Genomic DNA, 20,384 nt, shown 5'->3' on the forward strand with positions numbered 1-20,384 from the left:
AGTCGGAGAAGCCGGAACTCTTCTCAGACCCAGCCGACGACCGGTACGAACCGGTTGACCAGGTGGGTGATCTGCCCGTCGGCGTTGACGGTGGCCTGCTCGATGCCGCTCTGGCCGATGAGGCGGCCGTCGGTCCCGCGGGCGGCCTGGATCCAGTGGCACTCCAGCCTGCCGTCGTCGAGCTCCGTGACGGTCCAGAAGTGCTTGCTGTCGGCCATGCCCTTGGCCAGGTGCTCGTACACCGCCATGATCGCGGGCAGACCGGTCGCCGGTTCCATTCCGTCGGCGAGCTCGACGACGGCGTCCGGTGCGAAGATCGTCTCAAGCTCCTTCAGGGCCTCGGGCTCGTACGCCGTACGGTCGTAGATACTGATGTAGCGGTCGATGACGGTGTCCTTCACGGGGGTTGCCCCGGTCGTCTCGGTCATGTTGGTGCCTCCGTCGTCTCTCAACTCGAACCGGAAACGCTCCGGTTCTGGACTGTGTGTTCTCTCGGGTCAGGTGGCGATCAGGGCGAGCACGGCGTCGCGTCGCTCGCGCAGCAGACGCAGGCCTTCCTCGGCGGCTGCGCGGGTCTCGTCCGGGCCGGCTTCCTCGGGGCCGAGCAGGGCCGTCACCGTGGCGGCCATGACCCGGTCGGGGTCGTCGACCGTGACGACGCTCGGGGCCTGCGGCCCGGTGACGGCGCCGAGGAAGCCGGTCATGAGTGCTTGCAGGGCGTAGGCCTGCTCATCGAGGGGCCAGTCGGTCCGTACCAGCCGGTGCTCGCGCCACACCGGCAGGACCGTGTACATCAGCGCTGTGGGGCCCAGCAGGTCGAGCAGTTCCACGCTGCGCGGATGCTGGGCGAGAACGCCCAGCAGGTCGTCGTCGCCGGTCTGCATCGCGCGTACGAACGGGTAGCGCACGGCGTTGCGGGCGATCTGCGGGACGAGCACATGCGGACGGCAGATGGTGGGGTCCGCGCGCAGCGTTTCGATCTCACCCTCCAGGAACGTCAGGAAGTCCCTGGCGAACAGCCCGAACAGAAGGTCGTGCTTGGTGCCCCAGTACAGGTACACCGTGCCTTTGCCGACGTGTGCCTTCTCCGCGATCTCGGCAACGGTCAGCCCTTTGACGCCACGCTTGAGGACCAGTTCCCTGGTCGCGACGAGAATCCGGGCCGCCGTGGCGGAGTCGTGTTCGGCCAGTGCTGTCATCGTCGTTTCCTTGCTGTTTCGCGTGGGTCCACGGGCGGCGAGCCGGTCTCATACCAGGGAGAGGTCGCGGTCCTTGAGCAGGCCGGCCTTGTTGCCGGTCACCATCCGTTTGAGCAGGGGTGAGATCCCCGGAGCCCGCATTCCCACGTTCAGGGCCTTGCGTATCGCCAGCTCTTTGTTGTTGGCGGGCACGAAGAACACGCGCTGGTCGAGGCCGTTCTGCTGGAACACGTCCACATGGGGGCGCAGGGTCTGTTCCCATGCGGACAGGGCATGGCGCACATCCGTGGGGTTGCGGTCCAGCATCGTACCGAGGAGGTCCGCCCCGGTGATCCCCATCGAGACGCCCATGCCTGCGTACAGGCTGACGCACCAGGCGGAGTCGCCCACGAGTACGACCCGGCCGCGATACCAGCTGTCCATCCGTGTCTGCTCGACCGAGTCGAACAACAGGTCGTCGGCGGTGTCGAGCGCGTCGAGCACCTCGCCCAGCAGGCGGCCGGTGGGCTCGGGACCGAACGCCGCGCGTACACGCCGGGCCGGCGTCTGGCTGAACTCTGCGTCCACGTCGTCGGTGTGGTAGTTGAGCAGCACCGTCTGCAGACCACCGCTGAAGGGGAAGACCCACAGCGACCGGTTGGGCTCGAACAGGGTGGCGCCGTCGTCCGGATGGAGTTCGCTGAGCGGGCCGGGAAGCTTGTAGGCGACCGCCATGTAGTTCATCCGGTGCAGGTACTTCTCGTGTGGGCCGAACACGAGGGACCGCACGGTGGAGCGCAGCCCGTCCGCACCGACCACCAGATCGAACCGCTCCGTGACCGAGGTGTCGTCCGTGGTGTCGGTCAGCGTGACGTCCACGCCATGGGCATCCTGTTCGATACGGGTCGGCACCGTCGAGTAGCGGATCTCGACATCGTCGGGCAGCGCCATGAAGGCGGCCTCCTCGACATCGCCGCGCACCGTCATCCAGGGAGTGCCGGGCAGGTCGGCGTAACTGAGGGCACCACGCCGACGGCTCCCGGCGCGGTCGAACTCGTACTGGACGGTCCCCGGAGGGGTGCGGTTGCTCAGTTTGTCGAGGATGCCCAGGCGCTGTGCCGGTTGCCGGCCGCCTCCGAACAGTGCGATGAAGTAGCCGCCGGTGCGCCGGGCCGGGGACCGCTCGATGACGACCGGCGTCCATCCGATCTGCCGCAGCCGCAAGGCGGCCGCGATTCCGCTGATACCGAGCCCGACCACAAGAACCCGGCGTTCCTTGCCGCTCTGTACCTCCATGCCTTCATACCTCCTGAGCTGGCAGTTTGCATGAGCTGACCAAATTCGTCATGTGGTCAGCTCACGAGATGGTTCATACGGGAGGGCAGGGCCACGCCAGGCGTGCGAGGAGCCTCGGCCGTCCTGTGGGTGCCGGCGATGAGCCGCGGCTGTCCGCGGCGGGCCGGTCGACGAAGAGGCGGACTGCACCGCCCCGGGTTCGATGGAGTTGTCGGACTGTCCCGAGTCAGGCGTCAGCCTGTGGGCAGCGGCTTGATGTTGAAGTTGTGGCTGAACAGGTTGGTGGGGTCGTACTCCGTCTTGATCCTGCGGAGTCGCTCGTACTTGCCGGCTCCGAACACGTCGGCCAGCGCGTTCTCACCCGGCTCGAAGTTCAGGTTCACGTAGGACGTGCTCAGGTCGAGAAGCGACTTGGTCTTCGTCCATGTGTCGCGGGTCCAGGGCACGATGCGCTCGCGGTCCTCGGCGGTGGTGAAGCCGACCTCGACGCCGATGTGCCACTCGGCGGCCCGTCCGCTGTACGCGGTGGCGTCGTCGTCCAGGTCCTGGACCGCGCCGCCGAGCGACTGCACCGCGAAGACCTCGCGCTGGACGGCGCCGGACGAGATCTTGTCGTGGTACTCCACGGCGTGCTCGACCACACCCTCGACGAGGGGCCGGGACAGCTCGCGCGTCAGTCCGGACTTCATGTACCAGCCCGCGCCGTACCCCGCGATCTCGTCGAAGGCCGTCTGGATCACGCGGAAGTCGTTGATCGCGACCGCGTCGAACAAGGGCTTGCCCACACTGCGCACCTCGCGCAGGATCTCGTCGTCGGGCTCCCCGCGGTAAACGACGTTGGCCACGAGGAGCCGGTGTCCGGCGGCCGCCTCCGTGGCGGGCGGGATCTGCTTGGCGTCCAGGCCCAGGGCGCAGGTGATGCTCAGCGTGCGGGGCGCCTGCTTCATGAGCTGCCCGAACCTGTACAGCACGTCGACGGCGTCCGCCATCGAGTAGACCAGCGGACCCCCCTGGACCGGCCCGAGAACCTGTGTGTTGCATTCGAACTCGGTGACGACCCCGAAGTTGCCGCCGCCGCCGCGAAGGGCCCAGAAGAGGTCGGGATTCTCCTCCTCGCTCGCGTGGATGATCTCGCCCTCGGCCGTGACCAGGCGCAGCCGGACGAAGGAGTCGCAGGTCATGCCGAACGACCGCGTGAGGTAACCGATCCCGCCGCCGAGAGCCAGGCCGGCCAGTCCGGTGTGGGACACGATTCCGGCCGGCATGACCAGCCCGTGCTGGAGGGTCGCGGTGTCCACGCTGCCGAGGAGAGCACCTCCCTGGGCACGCACGCGCCGCGTCGTGGGGTCCGCGACGACGTTCCCCATCCTCGACAGATCCAGCGTTATCCCGTCGTCGCACATCGAGTGGCCGGGGTAGCTGTGGCCGCCGCCGCGAATGGCCAGCGGCAGTTCGGCCTCTCGGGCCAGCCGGACGGCGGCGACGACATCGTCGTCGTCGGTGGCCTTGACGACCGCCAGCGGCCTGCGGTCGATGTCCCCGTTCCACAGGCTGCGCGCCGTGTCGTACGAGGGTGACGTGGCCGTGATGACGTCGCCCTTGAACACGGACAGAAAAGCGGCTCCCCCGGGGACTTTCTCGATCGAGCTCATGTGAACTCCTCTCGGCTGTGTTCTCTTGTGTCCTGATGGACCCGGATTCAGTGCGCCGCTTCGTGCTTCATGAGGTCCGCGAGGTATTCGCCGACCATCATCGCGGTCGCGTTCGGACCGCGGGACGTGATCGTCGGGAAGATCGAGGTGTCGGCGACCCTCAGCCCGTCGATCCCGTGCACGCGCAGATGCTGGTCCACGACGGCCTGGTCGTCGGAGGCCGGTCCCATCCGGCAGGTGCCCGAAGGATGACCGCCACCGACGCGGTCGAACGCCCATTGGTCCAGCTTCTTGTCGTCGCCGACCGTCTTGGCGTCCAGCCCGACGATGGAGGCGCCGATCTCGCGCAGTCCGGCGGAGTTGAAGATCTCGAACGCCACACGGATCGCCGCACGGAAGCGAACATGGTCCTGCGGCTCGCTCAACAGGTTCCATCGCAGGTCGGGCAGCTGGTCTGGGTCGCCCGAGACGAGCGTGACCGCGCCACGGCTCTCCTGCTTCTCGACGACGATCCCCAGCATCGCGTGTCGCAGCGCGCGTGCCTGCCGTGTGACGGCCTTCGCCGAGGTGCCGCGCATCGCCTTGGCGGCTTGGACGGGGCGCGCGAAGACGTCCGTCATGCCCAGCATGTCGCTGTTCTTCGTGACGAACGGCAGGATCTCCAGGTCGGAGCCTTCGTCGGTCCAGTGGAGCACGGAGGTCATCGCACCGCGCTCGGGCTGCTTGACCAGATCGAGGCGCGAGTCCCACGCGGCGCTCACCATGGGATGGTCCGTCATGTGCCGGCCGACGCCGGACAGGTCGTGCACGACGTCGACGCCGTGTTCGCGCAGGTGTTCCGCCGGGCCGATGCCCGAGACCATCAGCAGGTGCGGCGAGCGCAGCGCTCCGGCCGAGATGACGATCTCGTCCCCGCGGAAGACCTGAGGGCGGCCGTCGACGATGGCCTCGATGCCCACCGCGCGCGACTTCTCGGTCAGCACGCGACGCGCGACCGCGTGGCCCACGATGGTGAGGTTCGGCCGGCCCGTCGCGGGCAGCAGGTAGGCGAGGGCGGTACCGATCCGGCGGCCCTCGAAGATGTTCAGCGGGACGGGTCCCACACCGCCCTCGGGCCGAGGGTCGTTCTTGTCCGGGTCGGACCCGAAGCCCAGGGCGTGACAGCCGTCGTCGAACGCCGACGTGAACTCCGGGGCCCGGTCCAGGGGCTCGCGCATGACCGGGATCGGTCCGTCGGAGCCATGGGCGTCCCCGTCGAAGTCGAGGTCACGCTCCATGCGCTTGTAGTACTGCTGGACCTTGTCGAAGGCCCACTCGTCGTTGCCGAGCTTGACCCAGGTGTCGAAGTCGTCCTTGAGGCCCCGGATGTAGTAGCACCCGTTGATCGAGCTGGAGCCTCCCAGCCCCTTGCCGCGCGGATAGGGGATGCGGAGGCCGGGCCGGACCTCTCCCATGTAGGCCCAGTTGTTCGGGTGCCCAGGTGCTCCGGCCGCGACGACCGCGGGAGCCAGCAGCTCCTGGGGCATCTCGTCGGCGGTCGAGTAGACCGGGCCGCCTTCCAGCAGCAGCACGGTGAGGTCGGGATCCTCACTGAGTCTCGCCGCGAGGGCCCCGCCGGTGGATCCCGCACCCACGATGATCACGTCAAATGTTCCAGCCACAAGTCCGCTCCGTTCTCGGCTTCAGACATGCGGGACGCGCTGAATTGCGGCTCAGTCGTCCCTGCGCGGTCGCCGGCGGCCCACGGGAAGACTCCCGGGGATCCGTCGCCGGCGACTGACTGGCAGTCAGGTCTGCCGGAATACTTACACCCGTCAGACTGTGCGTCAACCGCCGCGTTCCACAGAGATTTCGCCATGATGAACAGCCCACTCACAGACTCGGGCCGGGACACGCGCGCCCCTTGACGCTGCTGGTCGGCGGGGGCATGCTGTGGCGCACTGACTGGCAGTCAGTCCCCTTTCGGCGGAGCCGTGCCTCCGGCCGGGCGCGGAACGGGCGCGCGGTCTCCGGGCTCGATGGCGCGAACACCCCTGATCACCAGTGGCGGCATGCGGTCGCCGACCGATCCACAACGGCGCCGTGCGCTCGCCGACCGGTCCATTCCGGCACTCCCGTCGAGAGAGCGACCGTGCACGCGGTCCGGTCACGGACGAGGCCGACGCCGGCCCGAGACCCCCGTTTCCTGAGAGCGAATGATCCCAAGGCACGTGTGAGGAGAATTCCGATGACGATTGTTGACCGGCCCGAGACCAAGATCGACGGCAGGTGGGAGATCACGCTGCGCCCGGACCTGAGTCCCGCACACGACGCGGTGCTGGAGTTGTCCCGGGACGGTGACTCGCTGTCCGTGAAGATCGAGAGCGCTGACGGGACGGGCACCGGCGAAGGATTCGTGGACGGGAGCCGGCTGTCGTGGACGATGACCTTCGGGCATCTGCCGGCTCCGTGGCGTTTCCGTGCGGAGATCGACGGAGACGTGCTGGAGGGGCGGGCGGAGGCGGAGTTCGGACAGTTCAAGATGATCGCGTCGATGGAGGGCGTGCGCGCCGGTTCCGACGCCCGGGTGGCGTTCAGGGAGGGCTCGGAGGCGCTGGTCGAGACACTGACCGCGTGCGGCGTGGAGTACGTCTTCGGCTACTCGGGCGGCATGACCACTTCCGTACAGCGGAGCGTCGTCGGACAGGGTGTGCCCAACGTCAACGCCCGCACCGAGCTGTCGGCGGCGTGGATGTCGTACGGCTACAACCGCGTGAAGCGGCGGGCCGCCTCGGCGACGCTGATGTGGTGTGTCGGCTCGCTGCACGCCGCGCCGGTGGTGCTCGCGGCCAAGCTCGACTCCACGCCCCTGGTGTACATGCTGATGGAGAACGCGGCGGTGTGGGATCTGCGCGACGCGTTGCAGGACGGGACGGAGCTGTATTCGGCGTTCAAGCCGTTGGCGAAGTACGTCAGGCGGATCGTCGACGGCCAGGATCTGCCGCTGGCCGTGCGCCAGGCGGTGCTCGCCGCGAGCACCGGCAAGTTCGGCCCGGCGGTGCTCGACCTGACGCACGAGGCGATGTACCAGAAGACCACGATCAAGACCGAGCCGCTCACGCTGCCGTCGCCGCCCGCGGCGGACGAGGAAGCCGTGCGGCGGACGATCGAGCTGATCAAGTCGGCCTCCAGGCCGGTGCTGCTCGCGGGCGCGGGCGTCCACATGGCCGACGCGACGGCCGAGCTGCGCCGGTTCGTCGAGGCCACCGGGATCCCGGTCGTCTCCAGCGGTCCCGGCGGTCGGGGGGTGCTGCCCGACGACCATCCCCTGTACGCGGGCGACATGAGCGGCTGGGGCTACTTCGGCACCGGCACCCAACTGGCCGAAGAGGCCGACCTGTGGATCGCGGTCGGGTTCTCGTTCTCCCAGACGGCCACCGCGTCATGGTCGCTGGCCAAGCCGGAGAAGGTCGTCCACGTCGACATCGAGCAGGCGCAGCTGGGACGGATCTTCCAGCCCACCGTCGGCGTCGTCGCCGACGCCGGAAAGTTCCTGGCGCAGCTGAGCGGCCGGCTGGAAGCATCCGGCCTCCGGCGTTCGGACGGCGGCGACCCGGCCAGGCTGGCGAAGATCGCCCAGGCCAAGGAGTCCTACCTCCAACTGCTGAGTTCCTTCGTCGGAGCCGACCCGATCATGCCCGCCGCCGTCGGCCAGGCCCTGGCACAGGAGGTCCCGCCGGACACCATCCTCGTCAACGACGAGGGCTTCATGGTGCCCGGAATGGTCTTCCGGGAAGACAAGTACCCGTCCGGGTTCGCCAACCCGCTGGGCTTCCACTACGACTCCCTGGGGTCGACGCTGCCCGTGGCGATCGGTGCCAAGCTCGCCGCGCCCGACCGGCTGGTGGTCAGCGTCGGCGGCGACGGCGGCTTCTACTACGACAGCAGCGATCTCTCGGTGCTCGCCGAGCGCAACCTCAAGGTCGTGTGCATCGTGCTCAACAACGGCGGCCTGTACGGCGGCCGGCGCGGCCGTGAGCACGGCGTCAACGCACTGCCCCTGACGCACTGGACGGACCTTCCCGAGGAGACCGACTACACCACGATCGCCAGGAGCATGGGGGTGCCCGGTGAGCGGGTCGAGAAGGCGGACGACATCGCTCCGGCGATCCGGCGCGCGATCGAAGCGGACGGCCCCTACTTCATCGAGGTGATGACGTCAGGGAGCACCCTGCACCTCTCGCTCAACGGGTGGCCCGACCCGGACCCCAAGACCACCCGCAAATTCGGCCACGGCGACCGTTCCGTGGAGGGCTCGTGGCCGAGCTGACGCGCAACGGCCCGAGGCGCTCGGTGACCTCCAGGCGCTCGCCGGGCGTGCCCCCGACGGCGGGTGCGTCCTGCTCAGCAGGGCCGGCCCGTGGGACCGGTCGGCATGGCCGCGCCGATCCGCTCACGTTGGCGCTCGGCAGAGGAGTGCCCGCCCGTGACACGGGTCAGCGCGTCCAGCTCCGCGGCGGCATCCGTCGGCAACTTGTAGGCACTGCGCACGGAAGCCACCAGGACCTGGGCGCACATGTCGGTGACGTCTTCGGCGCTGAGCCGGTCGAGGTTGTCGAGGTAGGTCACCGTGACGGCGTCGACGTAGCCGCTCCAGCCGGTGAGCGCCGCCTGCAACTGCGGCGGCGCGCTTTCCGGGCATCCCAATGACGCGGAGATCTCGGCCAGCGCGTCGAGTCGGGCTGCCTGGAGCACCTCCCGCACCTTGTCATCCGCGTGGCCCGTCCTCATCATGATCGCGAATCGCTCCGGGTGCAGACGCGCGTACTCGAAGTGCCGGAACAGAAAGCCGTGGACGCGCTCGACGGCCGTCAGCTCCGTGTCACGTGGCTTCTCATAGGAGACGAGTTCTTCCCATGCCTGCCGAATGGCGGCCGCAAAGAGGCCGCGCTTCCCTCCGAAGTGGTACGACAGCAGGCCGTGCGCGACTCCGGCCCGCCCACAGACCTCGTCGACCGAAACGTCCTCGTACGGCTTTCTGGCGAACAGCTCAAGCGCCGCCGCGATGAGCGCTGCGCGACGGTCGACATTCGTCTCGCCGACGGCGCCTTCGCCGGGCACGTTCTCGGCTTGTGTCGGGGGCACTCCTCGAGTGTCACTGGTGGTCGCCACGGAGGGAATTCTAGGGCAGCGAAAACCTGTACCCGCCAAGTTCTCTCGTCACCATGTCGGCGACCGGGGCGGAGCAACCGCGGACGTCCCAGCGAGTTCCGTGCGCCTGCGTCAGGCTTCGGCTGGTGTCGCCTCACCACGCCCCTGGAGCCTGCCCGGCACGCTTTTCCCCCGGATTCAGGCGCTGCCCCGCGCCACAAGGAAATGGACGGCTCCCACTCGCTCTCGGGTCCCACTCGCTCACGGTGCCCCCCTTCGAACGGAGCGCGCGGGCAGCTGTGAAACCCGAGTCGAGCCGGGCAACGACGAGCAGTCCCCCGACGGGGTCCTCCCCTGCTTCACGCGCGGCGAGACCGACCGCGCCATCACCAACGCAAGGAGTCAGCATGAAGATCATCGCTCTGGAGGAGCACTTCCTCACCCAGGCGCTGCGGGAAGCGACCGCCGACCATCCGATCAGCCGTCTGTACGAGGAGACGATCCCCCACTTCATCGGCCCGCTCCTCGACCTGGGTGATCGACGCCTCGCGGACATGGACGCCGCGGGCATCGACGTCCAGGTGCTCTCCCACACCGTGCCCGGCCCGGAGAGCCTCCCGGCGGACGCGGCCGTACGGCTGTCCGTGGTGGCCAACGACGCCCTGGCCCAGGCCGTCGCCGCCCACCCCGACCGGTTCGCCGGCTTCGCCGCCCTGCCCATGCCCGATCCCCGGGCCGCCGCCCGGGAGCTCGACCGGGCTGTCACCGACCTGGGCTTCGTCGGCGCGATGGTCAACGGCCATGTCGGCGGCCGCTACCTGGACGACGCATTCTTCTGGCCGGTGTTCGAGGCCGCCCAGAACCTCGGCGTGCCGATCTATCTGCACCCCACCCGGCCGCCGGAGCCGGTGTTCGAGGCCAGCTACGCGGGCTTCACCCCGGTCGTCAGCGAGATCCTCGCCAATGCGGCCTGGGGCTGGCACATCGACACCGGACTGCATGTGCTGCGGCTGATCCTGGGCGGTGTGTTCGACCGCTTCCCGAACCTGCAGATCATCATCGGGCATATGGGCGAGGCGCTTCCGTCGATGATCTGGCGGGCGAACTCGGTACTCAACCCGGTCGCCGGCCTGGACAGGCCCGTCGTCGACTACTTCACCGACAACCTCTACGTCACCACCAGCGGGCTGTTCGACTACGCACCCTTCGCGGCGACCCTGCACGCGTTGGGCACCGACCGAATCCTGTTCTCCGTCGACTACCCCTTCAGCGGCAACACCGCGGCTCGTGAGTTCCTCGACCGCCTGCCCTTGAGCCGACCGGACAAGGAGAAGATCGCCCATGTCAACACCGAAAAGCTTCTCAGGCTGGGCAAGTGATCCGATACGTCGGTCGTGACGCCGGCTCATATGCGTGCTGTTTCCCGCTTTCTGAAATGAGGCCCGCACCGCCGCTCATCTCCTTACCACGGGAGCTGAGCAGCGAGGGGATCCGCGATGACGACCATCGGCGTCGAGACGACCGAACCGTCGGACTTACCCGCGCCGCCGGGACCGCTGAACCAGGCGATCACGGCGGATCAGACAGTCGGCCCTACCGCGCCGGCCGACTTCGTCCGGCAAGCCATGGCCGAACTCCCGGCGATCGCCGGCGCAGACCGCGCGACCGCACACCGCTACTTCGACGACTCCGCCCTCCGCCGACTCCCCGCCGCACTCGCCACGGCTCGTCAGGACACCGTCATGGCGACCACGGCACCCCTGGGCCGAGATGTTCGCCGACGTCCGGCGGCATGGTCCAGCTGAGCCGTGAGCAGGCTCACGGCCGGGCCGGCGACTTCGAGATCATCGAGGACATCCTGCGCGGTCAGCACGGAGGCGTGCCCGGCACCTGGGGCCACCACTTCGACGACCACCAGGGGCGTCTTGGTTCGCAGTTCGGAAACGGTCCAGACGCAGAGCAGGAGTACGGCGGCGACGGCAAGGGTCACCGCCACGGCGAGGTGTCGGCTCCACAGGCTCCTTTCGCCGGCCAGGAACAGGACGAGGAGCAGTCCACCCGCCAGGACGAGCGCACCGGCCACGTTCACGTGAGCGGAGCGGCCTTCGGAAGCTGCGGGCATGGAGCGCCACGCGGTCACGAAGGCAATGGCGGTGACGAGCAGACCGAGGCCGTAGACGGCCCGCAGTCCGCCGAACTCGGCGAGCAGCGCGGCCAGCGGGTAGCCGACGCCGGCTCCGATGATGGAGACCACTGAGATCAGGGCGATCGTGGCCGCGCTGGCGCGATCCCGACGCCACCGCGGCCGCGTTCACCAACGGCTCCCACCGGCGACAAGGCCCGCCGTGACGACGACGGCTACTTCTGGTTCGAAGGCCGCCAGGACGATGTGATCACGTCCTCGGCATACCGCATCGGTCCGTTCGAGGTCGAATCGGCGCTCGTCGAACATCCGGCCGTCATCGAAGCCGCGGTCGCCGGACAGGACGACCCCGACCGAACCCAGATCGTCACCGCGTTCGTGATCCTGCACCCCGACGCCGCCCCTTCACCCCAACTCGCCGAGGAACTGCAGGACCACGTCAAGCGCCTGACCGCACCCTGCAAATAGCCACGCCAGATCCACTTCGTCAGTGACCTGCCCAAGACCGTGTCAGGCAAGATCCGCCGCGGAGAGGACTTCTACCTCGACGGTCAGGGCACCGGGGAGAAGGTTGCCTGACCGCTCGCCGGCCACGGGGTCGGCAGGGTTCTGTTCACACCCTGACGTCCCGGCGGCTCGAGGGGCCTTCGCAGGCGAAGCCTGCGAAGGCCCCTTTTGCATGGCATCCAGATCCGGCTCACCGCGACGCCGCCGCGGTGAGCCGCCGGCACCACCGGCGGCTCACGTACCCCCGGCGCCCTGGTGCGCCTCGCGGGACGCGACGGTCCCGTCCGCGCGATGGAACGCCCCCCTGGCCGAAGGCGCGGAGATCGCCGGACGCGGAGTGGTTGTCGTTGAGGACGTAATCACCAGCGGTGGTCGGGTCGTGCTGTCCACCGCCGAGTTGCGCACCCTGGTCACCGTCCAGCGCGCACCGGGACGGGGCCGCCGGATCAGGCTCCGCGGCCGTCCTCCGCCCCTGTCGCGAGCAGTCCGTTGACCACGAGGCGCGCCAACTGCTCTGCCGTGGCGGTGAGTTGTTCCGGCGAGGCGGGGTCCGGCCTGCCCAGGCGCCGCGCCAAAGGCCCGTCCAGCATGCCCGAGACCGGAGGGATGACGGCGAAGAACATGACGTCCATCGGGATGGGCGCCATGCGTCCGGCAGCGACGAGCCGTTCAATACTCGGCACCATGAGCTGCAGAGTCGGAGCGATGTACTGCTCGTAGAGGTAGTCCAGCCGCTCCGTGTCCCGGGAGAACTCGTCGACGAGGACCCGTCCGATCAACGGCGTGTCCACCGCGCTCCGGTAGAACCCGGCGATGATCAGGCGGAGTTGCTCGGCATCGTCGAGCGAGGGGTCCGTCTGCGGCAGGCACTCCAGTTGGGCCCGCAGGGCGGCGTCGATCACCGCACGCCAGAAGGCCGCCTTGGACCCGTAGCGGTCGTTGATGAAGTTGTGGCTGACGCCCAGGCGCCGGGCCAGTTCCCGCGCGGAACCGCCGTCGTACCCCAGCTCGGCGAAGGCCTCCAGGCCGCGCAGCAGGATGCTCTCCTCGTCGGGTACGGCACGCGTGTCCGCGCTCGGGCGCCCCGGCCGTCGGGCGGGTTCTGTTCTGGCTGCCACCACTTGCCTCCTCACCGATCGCCCCGGACCTCTGGGGACTGGGCACCAGCTCGGGGGCCCGTCGACAGCTTACTTGACACTCGTCAGAATAAAGCTAATCTGACAGGTGTCAGAGCGCTTGCGGCAGGAGGCAAGCGGTCGGGTCGGCCGCTCCTCGCAGGGCCGACCCGCACGAATCACCACCGGAACCACCCACCCCCACCACGGTCGACCCGACCAACGTACGCCGGAGCCGGCCCCCCCTCTCCGAAAGCGAGTGCCGCATGACCGCGCACCTGTTGACCCTGCTCACAGCCGGGGATCCACTCGCCGATGCCGTCATCGCCGAACTGGACCTCCACGGCACACCCGCCCGGCAGGCCCTCGACGCAGGCCTGAGCAACGGCCTGGCGGGCCTGGGCACGGAGCCCCCCACCGCCGTGGCCGCACTGCTGCGGCACCTGGAGACGCCTCCCGCCTGGGTCGACCCCCTGATGCTCCATCGCGGCGACGTCACCAGCCTGTCCATACCCCCCATGTGGTTCCAGCTCTGCTCCGTCACCAGCGCGCTCGCCCACACCTATTCCTCCCGGGCCACGGCACAACAGCTGGCCAGGACAGGCAGAACGACGGACTTGGCCGCGCCCCGCCTCGCGGAGGCGGCGGTGTGGGCACGCCAGACCGTCCGGCCCGGCGGGCTGCTGCGCGGACGGCCGGGCTACCTGGCCACCGTCGGGGTCCGGCTGCACCACGCCCGGATGCGGGCCGATGCCATCGAGGACTGGGACCGGGGCGCCGAAGGCCTGCCGACCGGACAGCTCGACATGGCGCGCAGCTGGCTCGGATTCACCCTCACCGCCTTCCGGGCCCTGGATGCCGTCGGCATCGGCGTCACCCCTGACGAGGAGCGCTACCTCTACCAGTACTGGTCGTACGTCGCTCACCTCCTGGGACTCGACGAAAGCCTCCACCGGGACATCGGCGACCACGCCGGCGCGGGCCGGCTGCTGGACCTGCTGGACTTCACGACGCCCGCACCCGACGAGAATTCCCGTGCTCTGACCGCCGCCATGATCGGCGCGCAGGCCCGCGCGTTGGCCGGTACACCGGGCGTCGACCTGTCCGAGGAGCAACTGCGTCACCTCATCCACAGCGTGCTCCGGCGGACCTTCGGTGAGGAGTCGGCGGATCGCCTGGGGATCCCCGCCGTCCCGTCCTCGACCGATCTCATCCCGCTGATCAGCCGGCTCAACCGTGAGGCCCGCTACTGGCAGACCTACTCCCCCGCCGCGGCCCACGAAGCCCGCCGCCGAGCCCTGGCGGGACCCGCCCAGCAGCTCAAGGCAGCCGCCGTCCTGCCCCGCGGCTGTTCGCACCGCAAGGCCACGGAAGGCGCTCGCCCGGACGCCGTGGCGGCCTGATCGCCTTACCGCGTCCGCCCTACCTCACCAACCACCACCGGCACAGCACATGACGAGCTCCGACGACGCAGCCGTCCCGCACCGTTCAACAGTTCCTCTTCCTCTCTCTTCAGGAGTTTCGTCATGTCCCAAACATCAACGCCCGCGTCGGACACGGCCACCGTGTCCATGCTCCCTCCCTCCGACGCACCGCCGCGTCACCGCTGGTGGATCCTCGCCGTCATCGGCGTGGCCCAGCTCATGGTCGTCCTGGACGCGACCATCGTGAACATCGCCCTGCCCTCGGCACAGAAGGACCTGGGCTTCTCCGACGGCGACCGGCAGTGGGTGGTCACCGCCTACGCCCTCGCCTTCGGCAGCCTGCTCCTGCTCGGCGGCCGGACAGCCGACCTGTTCGGCCGCAAGATGACCTTCCTCGTCGGCCTGGTCGGCTTCGCCGGCGCCTCCGCCCTCGGCGGCGCCGCCACCAGCTTCGAGATGCTGGTCACCGCCCGCGCCGCACAGGGCGTCTTCGGCGCCCTGCTCGCCCCCGCCGCCCTGTCCCTGCTCACCGTGACCTTCACCGACGCCAAGGAACGCGCCAAGGCCTTCGGTGTCTACGGCGCCATCGCCGGCGCCGGCGGAGCCATCGGCCTGCTGCTCGGCGGCCTGCTGACCGAGCACCTCGACTGGCGCTGGACCCTCTACGTCAACCTCGTCTTCGCCGCCGTCGCCTTCGTCGGCGGAGCGCTCCTGCTCAAGCGCACCACCCGCGACAGGACCGCCACCCTCGACATCCCCGGCGCGCTCCTCGTCGGCGGCGGCCTCTTCTGCCTCGTCTACGGCTTCTCCAACGCCGAGAGCCACGACTGGAGTTCGGTCCAGACCTGGGGTTATCTGCTGGCCGGCGGCATCCTGCTCGCCGCCTTCACCTGGTGGCAGACCCGCTCCACCCACCCCCTGCTGCCGCTGCGCGTCCTGCTCGACCGCAACCGCGGCGCCTCCTTCGTCTCCGTGCTGATCAGCGGCGCCGGAATGTTCGGGGTCTTCCTCTTCCTCACCTACTACCTCCAGCAGAGCCTGGGTTATACCCCCGTCAAGACCGGCCTGGCCTTCCTGCCCATGGTCGCCGGGCTCATGCTCGCCTCCACCCTCGCCACCACCGTCCTCATCCCCCGCATCGGCCCCAAGCCGGTCGTGCCACTGGGCATGGGACTGGCCGCCGCCGGAATGGTCTGGCTCACCTCCCTCGACCTCAACAGCACCTACACCACCGACGTCCTGCCTCCGCTGGTCATCGCGGGCCTCGGCCTCGGTCTGGTGATGCCCCCCGCCATGAGCCTGGCCGTCGCCGGCGTGGCCGCCGAGGACTCCGGCGTCGCCTCCGCCGCCGTCAACACCATGCAGCAGGTCGGCGGTTCCCTCGGTACCGCCCTCCTCAACACCCTCTCCACCACCGCCGTCACCAACTACCTCGACGGCCGCGACGCCCAGGACCCGGTGGTCCTCGCCCGCGCCGGCCTGGAGGGCTACTCCACCGCCTACTGGTGGTCCGCGGCCTTCTTCGCCGCCGGCCTGGTCATCAGCGCCCTCCTCTACCGCCGAGGCGTCCCCGCGCAAGACCCCGACGCGGCGCCGGTCGTCCACATGTGAGTCCCGACCACGCAAGCTGCTCCCGGAGCCAAGGCGCTCTCCGGGGGCAGTGGAGCGCGGTGGCGATCATGGGGGTGAACCCGGAGACCACGGCGGACAGTTGGGATGGCATAGCTGATCACGAAGGCGATCAGGACGAATACGGCGGCCGACCCGTCCGACAGGCGGCCCCAGAGCGTGGTGGCGGCGATGCCGAGCGCGGCGGCGGTACCAGGCGGTGAGGGCGGTGCTCGTGACGTCGGGGGTGTCGCCGTCGTCCACGCAGGACAGCACGAAGGTGACCGGGACGGCGTACCTGGCGGTCTCCGTGATGCGGAGGCAGAAGGCCCGCAGGACGTTGCGCCAGTCCTCCCGGATCACCTCCAGCAGCGGGTTCTTGACGACCTCGCCGGACTCCTTGAACAAGCCCCGCCGCCGCCACGGTCATGTCGATGACTGCGGTCTCCCACCACGACGTCGCCTTCGCGCGGCTTCTCCTGTCCAGCTACCAGCGGTTGACCGGCGCCCCGTTGTGACCGTCCGTGCTCTCTCCGCGGCTCCGGAGGGACAGAGCGACAGGGCGGCGTTCGTGCGATCGGTGGCGGAACGCGGGTACACGTCCGGCTACCGAGGCCTGAGGATCGCCGAGTCCGGCCGGAGATTCTGGATAGAGGACGTCACGATGTGGAACCTGGTGGACGCCGACGGCTCACACCACGGTCGGGCCGCCGTGTTCCGGTCGTGGACGGACGTTCCAGAGGACCGTACAGGCGGCTGATCATGTTCGACGCGTCGATGGGCCCGCGACCGGACAGACGGTCCGAGCCGTCTCGGCGGCTGATCGAAGAGGAGGCGGTCCTCGGTCCGCCTCGACCGGATTCCCTGGAGACGAGTCGGTTCGCGGGAGCGGGTGGCGAACACCTCTACGCACGGGTGTCCCGACGGCCCGTCACCGGAGTTCTAGCGGCGTGTGCTCCCCCCGTCCGTGACGATGAGCTGGCCCGTGATGAACGCGGCGTCGTCGGAGGCGAGGAACGCCACGGCGCCCGAGACGTCGGACGGCATCTGCACACGCTTGATGTTCTGCCCTTGCACGGCCTGCGCGAAGAACGACTCGTCCGTGTTCTCCACGGCGGCGGCCGTCCGGACGAGACCCGCGGCGACGCCGTTCACGGTGATGTTGTGGGCGCCGAGGCCGGCGGCCAGGACGGAGGTGAATCCGTTCAGGGCGCCCTTGGCGGAGATGTAGGAGACGAAGGGCGGCGGCGCGGTCCAGTAGCTGGACGAGGTGATGTTGATGATCCGGCCCGACCCGGACTCCTTCAGGTGCGGCAGGAACGCCTTGGAGGTCAGAAAGGGACCGTCCACATTGACGGCAAAGGTGCGACGCCACTCGTCGTAGGTCACATGGTCGAAGTCGGCCAGCAGAACCACGGCTGCGTTGTTCACCAGGATGTCGACGGGCCCGAGTTCATCGCGGACCCGCACGGCGAACCCATGGATCGCATCTTCGTCAGATATGTCCACCTTGTCGCTGAAGAATCGTCGTCCGGTCTCCTCGACGAGTGTCCGCGTCTCGTCGGCCGGATCGACGTCCGCGACCGCGATGTCCGCGCCCTCCGACGCGAGCCTGCGGGCGATCTCCTGCCCGATCCCCCTACTGCCTCCGGTCACGACGGCGATCTTGCCGGTCAGTCTCCCAGCCATGACGCATCTCTCCTCGGCCAGCGCTCGAACGGTCTCACTCCTGGATGGTGCGCATCGGCGCCGTCGACGGGAGGTGGCTTGTCCGTCCAATGAACATCCCCATTGAGCGTGACGGGGGTCACTTCCTACCTTGTCGCTGCTCGCTGGTTGGTCACCGTGCCGAGCGTCCTGAATCAGGTTCGGTCGAAGAGCCGCGCGGAGGAACTCCGCGAAAGGCCCATGGGGCGGTTCGGCAGCGGTGTTGCCGGAATGACCGCGACCACAAGCACCCGCAGCAAGGTCCGGCGGCGAACGTCGGGTTCCGACACCAGCGCTTTGCGCGCAAGGAGTCGTCCATGGTTCAGATCGAAACACCCGGTGCGAAAGTGGGAGAGGGTGGCAGATACACCCTGAGTTCAGGCACTCTCGCCGCGGTGGTGCTCGCTGTGTGCCGTCGACGCCTTCTTCATCCCCGTCGCGGCGTTGGAACTGGGCTTCGGCGTGTTTGGTGACCTGTTCGACCGCAGGCGTCTGCTCGTCGGAGGCGCCGCGCTCATCGTCGTGGGCTCGGCTCTCGCGGTCCTGGTACCGGGTGAGGGATCGTCGACCGGCACCCGGGTGACGTTACTGATCCTGGCCCAGGTCCTCAACGGCATCGGGGCAGCGGCGATCCTCCCGACAAGCCTCGCCAGGGTGGCGGCCGGCACGCACACCACTGCCGGCCGCGCGCGGCGTGGCGGTCCGGGCCTCGGCGCTTTCGGTCGGTGGCTTCCTCGGGCCGCTGTTGGCAGGCGTCGCCGCCAAGATCCACACCGGATGGGCCGGGAACGCGAACCGGCGCTGGGCGTACGTCGGTGTCCTTGCCATCGCTGTGGTGAGTGTGGCCCTGTCGCCGGCCCTCGCCCAGAACCCGGCCTCGCCCGAGGGCCGATCCATCGACCGGCCTGGGCAGATCACTGCCGCGCTCGGCCTGTTCGCTCTGCTGTACGCCGTGATCCAGGGCCCCGAGAGCGGCTGGGGGAGCCCGCAGATCGTCATCGCGTTCGTCCTCGCGGCCGTCTTCCTCGTGCTGTTCGTCTTCGCGGAGGGTCGCGTGGCCGAGCCGCCGCTTCTCCTGAGCGCCTTCAAGAACCGGGCGTTCGCCGCGAACTCGGTGGTCACCGTGATCGGTATGTTCGGCTCCCTGGCGATCATGTACTCCACCAGCATCCGCCTCACCACCATCCAGGGGTTCAGCCCGTTCCCCCGCATACGTGCTCGGCGGCGTGGCCGCTCTCGTGGCGGCGGCGGATGCCGGACACGGACACGGTCGCCCAGGCGGAGGCGGCGTGGCTCGTCGCGATCACGAAGGGCGACGAGGAGCAGCGTGCACTGATGCTTCCCGACTGCGTGATCGTCCACGGCCCGGCCGGGAATGTCCATGACCGCGAACGTTTCCTCGTCTACGACGCGTCCATGGGACCCCACCGTCGAGGCCGAGCCCAGCGAGGTGACCGGTCGGGAGCGAGGAGGGCGGGCGATCGTGACGTGCTTGCAGAAGATGCGCATCCGGCGCGTGCCCGACCTGCCGCCGTTCCTGGTGCAGGCCGTGGCCACCCGGGTGTGGTTCTCGACCGACGAGGGACGGCGCCTCGGCCATATACAGCTCTCCCGGTGCCAGCCGTCGGCATGACGTGCCGGTTCCCCCGCCCCGCGGGCTATGAGGCGCGAATGGGAATGCCCGGCCGCCAGCCGAGGCTCCTGGACAGTCCCAGCCCGCTCGCGACCAGTGAGGGAACCACCGCCTGCAGTTTGATCGAGCCCGCGGCCACCACGACGGACAGGGCCGCGACGACTTTGCCGCTGCCGTCGACGATGCGCGTCGCGACCGACTCGGCCCCTTCGGTCAGCTCTTCCTTGACGACCACCGTTCCGGTCGAGCGGCAGGACGCCAGTTCGCGACGGAGTTCGGTGGGCTCCACGATCGTCCTGGAAGTGAAGCGTTGCAGCCTTCCCGCCAGCACCTCATCGATGAAGGCCGGACTGCTGTGGCTCAGCAGCACCTTGCCGACACCTGAGCAGTGCAAGGGGAGAAGGCCGCCGACCTGCGACGTCAGGCCGACGGCGTGGACCGCCGACAATCGCTCGATGATCACGGCCTGGTGGTCCTGGAGGACGGCCAGCTGCACGTGCTGGCGAAGCGCCGTGTACAGGTCCTCCACGAACGGCTGCGCGGCGCTGCGGAGCGTCTCGGCGCGCGGTGCGAGGGTCCCGAGACGCCACAGCGGCAGGCCGATCGCGAACCGATTGTCGCTGGTGCGCTCCAGCGCGCCTGCCTCGACGAGTTCGAGCGTGAGGCGCCTGGCGGTGGCGTGCGGCATGCCGGTACGTCTGACCAGGCCGGCGAGGCTCAGTTCGGTGTTGTTGGGGTCGAAGGCGAACAGCAGGTCCCACAGCCGGGAGCTGACTGAGCGTCCGGGTTCGTTCGCGCGAGGCATGGGCCTCTCCTTTGTCGAGCGTGACCCCGCTCACCCTACCTTCGATGTTCGTTGGATGGATAGTCCTGTTCTATCAATGCATATTCCACCGGACCCTTGCATGGAGTCGGTAACCACCTCGCTCAAGGTCAACGGGAGAGAAAGAGCATGAGCACAGCAGACAGACCCAAGATCGTGATCCTCGGT

Annotated in this window: 18 protein-coding genes; 8 read left to right on the forward strand and 10 right to left on the reverse strand. The window is 68.9% G+C overall.

The genetic code is table 11. From position 1 onward, the window contains the following. Nucleotides 1-23: 23 nt before the first annotated feature. The 5 genes from AQJ64_RS17275 to mftG all read right to left on the reverse strand — a co-directional run bounded on the left by AQJ64_RS17275 (nucleotide 24) and on the right by mftG (nucleotide 5,787). On the reverse strand, nucleotides 24-428 hold the full coding sequence (locus AQJ64_RS17275; RefSeq protein ID WP_055632545.1) for a nuclear transport factor 2 family protein: 405 nt from the start codon (nucleotides 426-428) through the stop codon (nucleotides 24-26). A gap of 69 nt (nucleotides 429-497) precedes the next feature. Continuing rightward, a complete protein-coding gene (locus tag AQJ64_RS17280) occupies nucleotides 498-1,199 on the reverse strand; it encodes a TetR/AcrR family transcriptional regulator (RefSeq protein WP_055632544.1) in 702 nt (233 codons plus the stop codon). A 48-nt stretch (nucleotides 1,200-1,247) separates the two neighbouring features. Beyond that, a complete protein-coding gene (locus AQJ64_RS17285; protein ID WP_055632543.1) occupies nucleotides 1,248-2,474 on the reverse strand; it encodes an FAD-dependent monooxygenase in 1,227 nt (408 codons plus the stop codon). 233 nt (nucleotides 2,475-2,707) lie between these two features. Next, entirely contained in the window at nucleotides 2,708-4,126 is a 1,419-nt protein-coding gene (locus AQJ64_RS17290) for an FAD-binding oxidoreductase (RefSeq protein ID WP_055632542.1), read from the reverse strand. A 47-nt stretch (nucleotides 4,127-4,173) separates the two neighbouring features. Next, nucleotides 4,174-5,787: a mycofactocin dehydrogenase MftG gene (gene mftG / locus AQJ64_RS17295; protein WP_063788670.1), complete on the reverse strand. Its 1,614-nt coding sequence runs from the start codon at nucleotides 5,785-5,787 to the stop codon at nucleotides 4,174-4,176. Nucleotides 5,788-6,353: 566 nt separating this feature from the next. Here mftG and AQJ64_RS17300 point away from each other — a divergent pair. Continuing rightward, a complete protein-coding gene (locus AQJ64_RS17300) occupies nucleotides 6,354-8,435 on the forward strand; it encodes a thiamine pyrophosphate-binding protein (RefSeq protein ID WP_055632540.1) in 2,082 nt (693 codons plus the stop codon). Between the two features lie 74 nt (nucleotides 8,436-8,509). On the opposite strand, the gene AQJ64_RS17305 is transcribed toward AQJ64_RS17300, so the two are convergent. Beyond that, on the reverse strand, nucleotides 8,510-9,277 hold the full coding sequence (locus AQJ64_RS17305) for a TetR/AcrR family transcriptional regulator (RefSeq protein ID WP_157880861.1): 768 nt from the start codon (nucleotides 9,275-9,277) through the stop codon (nucleotides 8,510-8,512). A gap of 386 nt (nucleotides 9,278-9,663) precedes the next feature. On the opposite strand from AQJ64_RS17305, the gene AQJ64_RS17310 reads away from it, so the two are divergent. Then, entirely contained in the window at nucleotides 9,664-10,635 is a 972-nt protein-coding gene (locus tag AQJ64_RS17310; protein WP_055632538.1) for an amidohydrolase family protein, read from the forward strand. A gap of 350 nt (nucleotides 10,636-10,985) precedes the next feature. Here AQJ64_RS17310 and AQJ64_RS17315 read toward each other — a convergent pair whose 3' ends face one another. Continuing rightward, the gene (locus AQJ64_RS17315; protein WP_055632537.1) at nucleotides 10,986-11,510 is read right to left on the reverse strand and encodes a hypothetical protein; all 525 of its coding nucleotides are present in this window, start codon (nucleotides 11,508-11,510) and stop codon (nucleotides 10,986-10,988) included. Between the two features lie 135 nt (nucleotides 11,511-11,645). Here AQJ64_RS17315 and AQJ64_RS50125 point away from each other — a divergent pair, with 135 nt between their 5' ends. Further along, nucleotides 11,646-11,867 (forward strand): AMP-binding enzyme, encoded by a 222-nt coding sequence (locus AQJ64_RS50125; protein WP_055632536.1) that lies wholly within the window; start codon nucleotides 11,646-11,648, stop codon nucleotides 11,865-11,867. Nucleotides 11,868-12,352: 485 nt separating this feature from the next. On the opposite strand, the gene AQJ64_RS17325 is transcribed toward AQJ64_RS50125, so the two are convergent. Next, on the reverse strand, nucleotides 12,353-13,024 hold the full coding sequence (locus AQJ64_RS17325) for a TetR/AcrR family transcriptional regulator (protein WP_055632546.1): 672 nt from the start codon (nucleotides 13,022-13,024) through the stop codon (nucleotides 12,353-12,355). Between the two features lie 263 nt (nucleotides 13,025-13,287). Between AQJ64_RS17325 and AQJ64_RS17330 the strand changes: the two genes are divergently transcribed. The 3 genes from AQJ64_RS17330 to AQJ64_RS45975 all read left to right on the forward strand — a co-directional run bounded on the left by AQJ64_RS17330 (nucleotide 13,288) and on the right by AQJ64_RS45975 (nucleotide 16,813). Then, nucleotides 13,288-14,424 (forward strand): oxygenase MpaB family protein, encoded by a 1,137-nt coding sequence (locus AQJ64_RS17330; RefSeq protein WP_055632535.1) that lies wholly within the window; start codon nucleotides 13,288-13,290, stop codon nucleotides 14,422-14,424. A 123-nt stretch (nucleotides 14,425-14,547) separates the two neighbouring features. After that, nucleotides 14,548-16,056, forward strand: coding sequence for an MFS transporter (locus AQJ64_RS17335; RefSeq protein WP_055632534.1), 1,509 nt, complete (start codon nucleotides 14,548-14,550; stop codon nucleotides 16,054-16,056). Between the two features lie 310 nt (nucleotides 16,057-16,366). Then, nucleotides 16,367-16,813 carry an MEKHLA domain-containing protein gene (locus AQJ64_RS45975; RefSeq protein ID WP_079061766.1) on the forward strand — a complete coding sequence of 149 codons (447 nt, stop codon included), beginning with the start codon at nucleotides 16,367-16,369 and terminating at the stop codon, nucleotides 16,811-16,813. Nucleotides 16,814-16,995: 182 nt separating this feature from the next. Here AQJ64_RS45975 and AQJ64_RS17350 read toward each other — a convergent pair whose 3' ends face one another. After that, nucleotides 16,996-17,742 (reverse strand): SDR family NAD(P)-dependent oxidoreductase, encoded by a 747-nt coding sequence (locus tag AQJ64_RS17350; protein WP_055632531.1) that lies wholly within the window; start codon nucleotides 17,740-17,742, stop codon nucleotides 16,996-16,998. 763 nt (nucleotides 17,743-18,505) lie between these two features. Between AQJ64_RS17350 and AQJ64_RS50890 the strand changes: the two genes are divergently transcribed. Next, nucleotides 18,506-19,096: a hypothetical protein gene (locus tag AQJ64_RS50890; RefSeq protein ID WP_244902662.1), complete on the forward strand. Its 591-nt coding sequence runs from the start codon at nucleotides 18,506-18,508 to the stop codon at nucleotides 19,094-19,096. A 45-nt stretch (nucleotides 19,097-19,141) separates the two neighbouring features. After that, on the forward strand, nucleotides 19,142-19,393 hold the full coding sequence (locus tag AQJ64_RS17360; protein WP_240512516.1) for a hypothetical protein: 252 nt from the start codon (nucleotides 19,142-19,144) through the stop codon (nucleotides 19,391-19,393). A 25-nt stretch (nucleotides 19,394-19,418) separates the two neighbouring features. On the opposite strand, the gene AQJ64_RS17365 is transcribed toward AQJ64_RS17360, so the two are convergent. After that, nucleotides 19,419-20,198, reverse strand: a complete 780-nt coding sequence (locus tag AQJ64_RS17365; RefSeq protein WP_055632530.1) for an IclR family transcriptional regulator — start codon at nucleotides 20,196-20,198, stop codon at nucleotides 19,419-19,421. Between the last annotated feature and the right edge of the window lie 186 nt (nucleotides 20,199-20,384).

Source organism: Streptomyces griseoruber, assembly GCF_001514205.1.
Lineage (GTDB): Bacteria > Actinomycetota > Actinomycetes > Streptomycetales > Streptomycetaceae > Streptomyces > Streptomyces griseoruber.

Bases quoted from the DNA above. Each gene is read 5' to 3' on its own strand.
- AQJ64_RS17365 (WP_055632530.1), bottom strand. From the start codon at position 20,198: ATGCCTCGCGCGAACGAACCCGGACGCTCAGTCAGCTCCCGGCTGTGG.
- AQJ64_RS17360 (WP_240512516.1), top strand. From the start codon at position 19,142: ATGACCGCGAACGTTTCCTCGTCTACGACGCGTCCATGGGACCCCACC.
- AQJ64_RS17280 (WP_055632544.1), bottom strand. From the start codon at position 1,199: ATGACAGCACTGGCCGAACACGACTCCGCCACGGCGGCCCGGATTCTC.
- AQJ64_RS17310 (WP_055632538.1), top strand. From the start codon at position 9,664: ATGAAGATCATCGCTCTGGAGGAGCACTTCCTCACCCAGGCGCTGCGG.
- AQJ64_RS17300 (WP_055632540.1), top strand. From the start codon at position 6,354: ATGACGATTGTTGACCGGCCCGAGACCAAGATCGACGGCAGGTGGGAG.
- AQJ64_RS17275 (WP_055632545.1), bottom strand. From the start codon at position 428: ATGACCGAGACGACCGGGGCAACCCCCGTGAAGGACACCGTCATCGAC.
- AQJ64_RS17335 (WP_055632534.1), top strand. From the start codon at position 14,548: ATGTCCCAAACATCAACGCCCGCGTCGGACACGGCCACCGTGTCCATG.
- AQJ64_RS45975 (WP_079061766.1), top strand. From the start codon at position 16,367: ATGCGGAGGCAGAAGGCCCGCAGGACGTTGCGCCAGTCCTCCCGGATC.
- AQJ64_RS17285 (WP_055632543.1), bottom strand. From the start codon at position 2,474: ATGGAGGTACAGAGCGGCAAGGAACGCCGGGTTCTTGTGGTCGGGCTC.
- AQJ64_RS17330 (WP_055632535.1), top strand. From the start codon at position 13,288: ATGACCGCGCACCTGTTGACCCTGCTCACAGCCGGGGATCCACTCGCC.
- AQJ64_RS17290 (WP_055632542.1), bottom strand. From the start codon at position 4,126: ATGAGCTCGATCGAGAAAGTCCCCGGGGGAGCCGCTTTTCTGTCCGTG.
- AQJ64_RS17350 (WP_055632531.1), bottom strand. From the start codon at position 17,742: ATGGCTGGGAGACTGACCGGCAAGATCGCCGTCGTGACCGGAGGCAGT.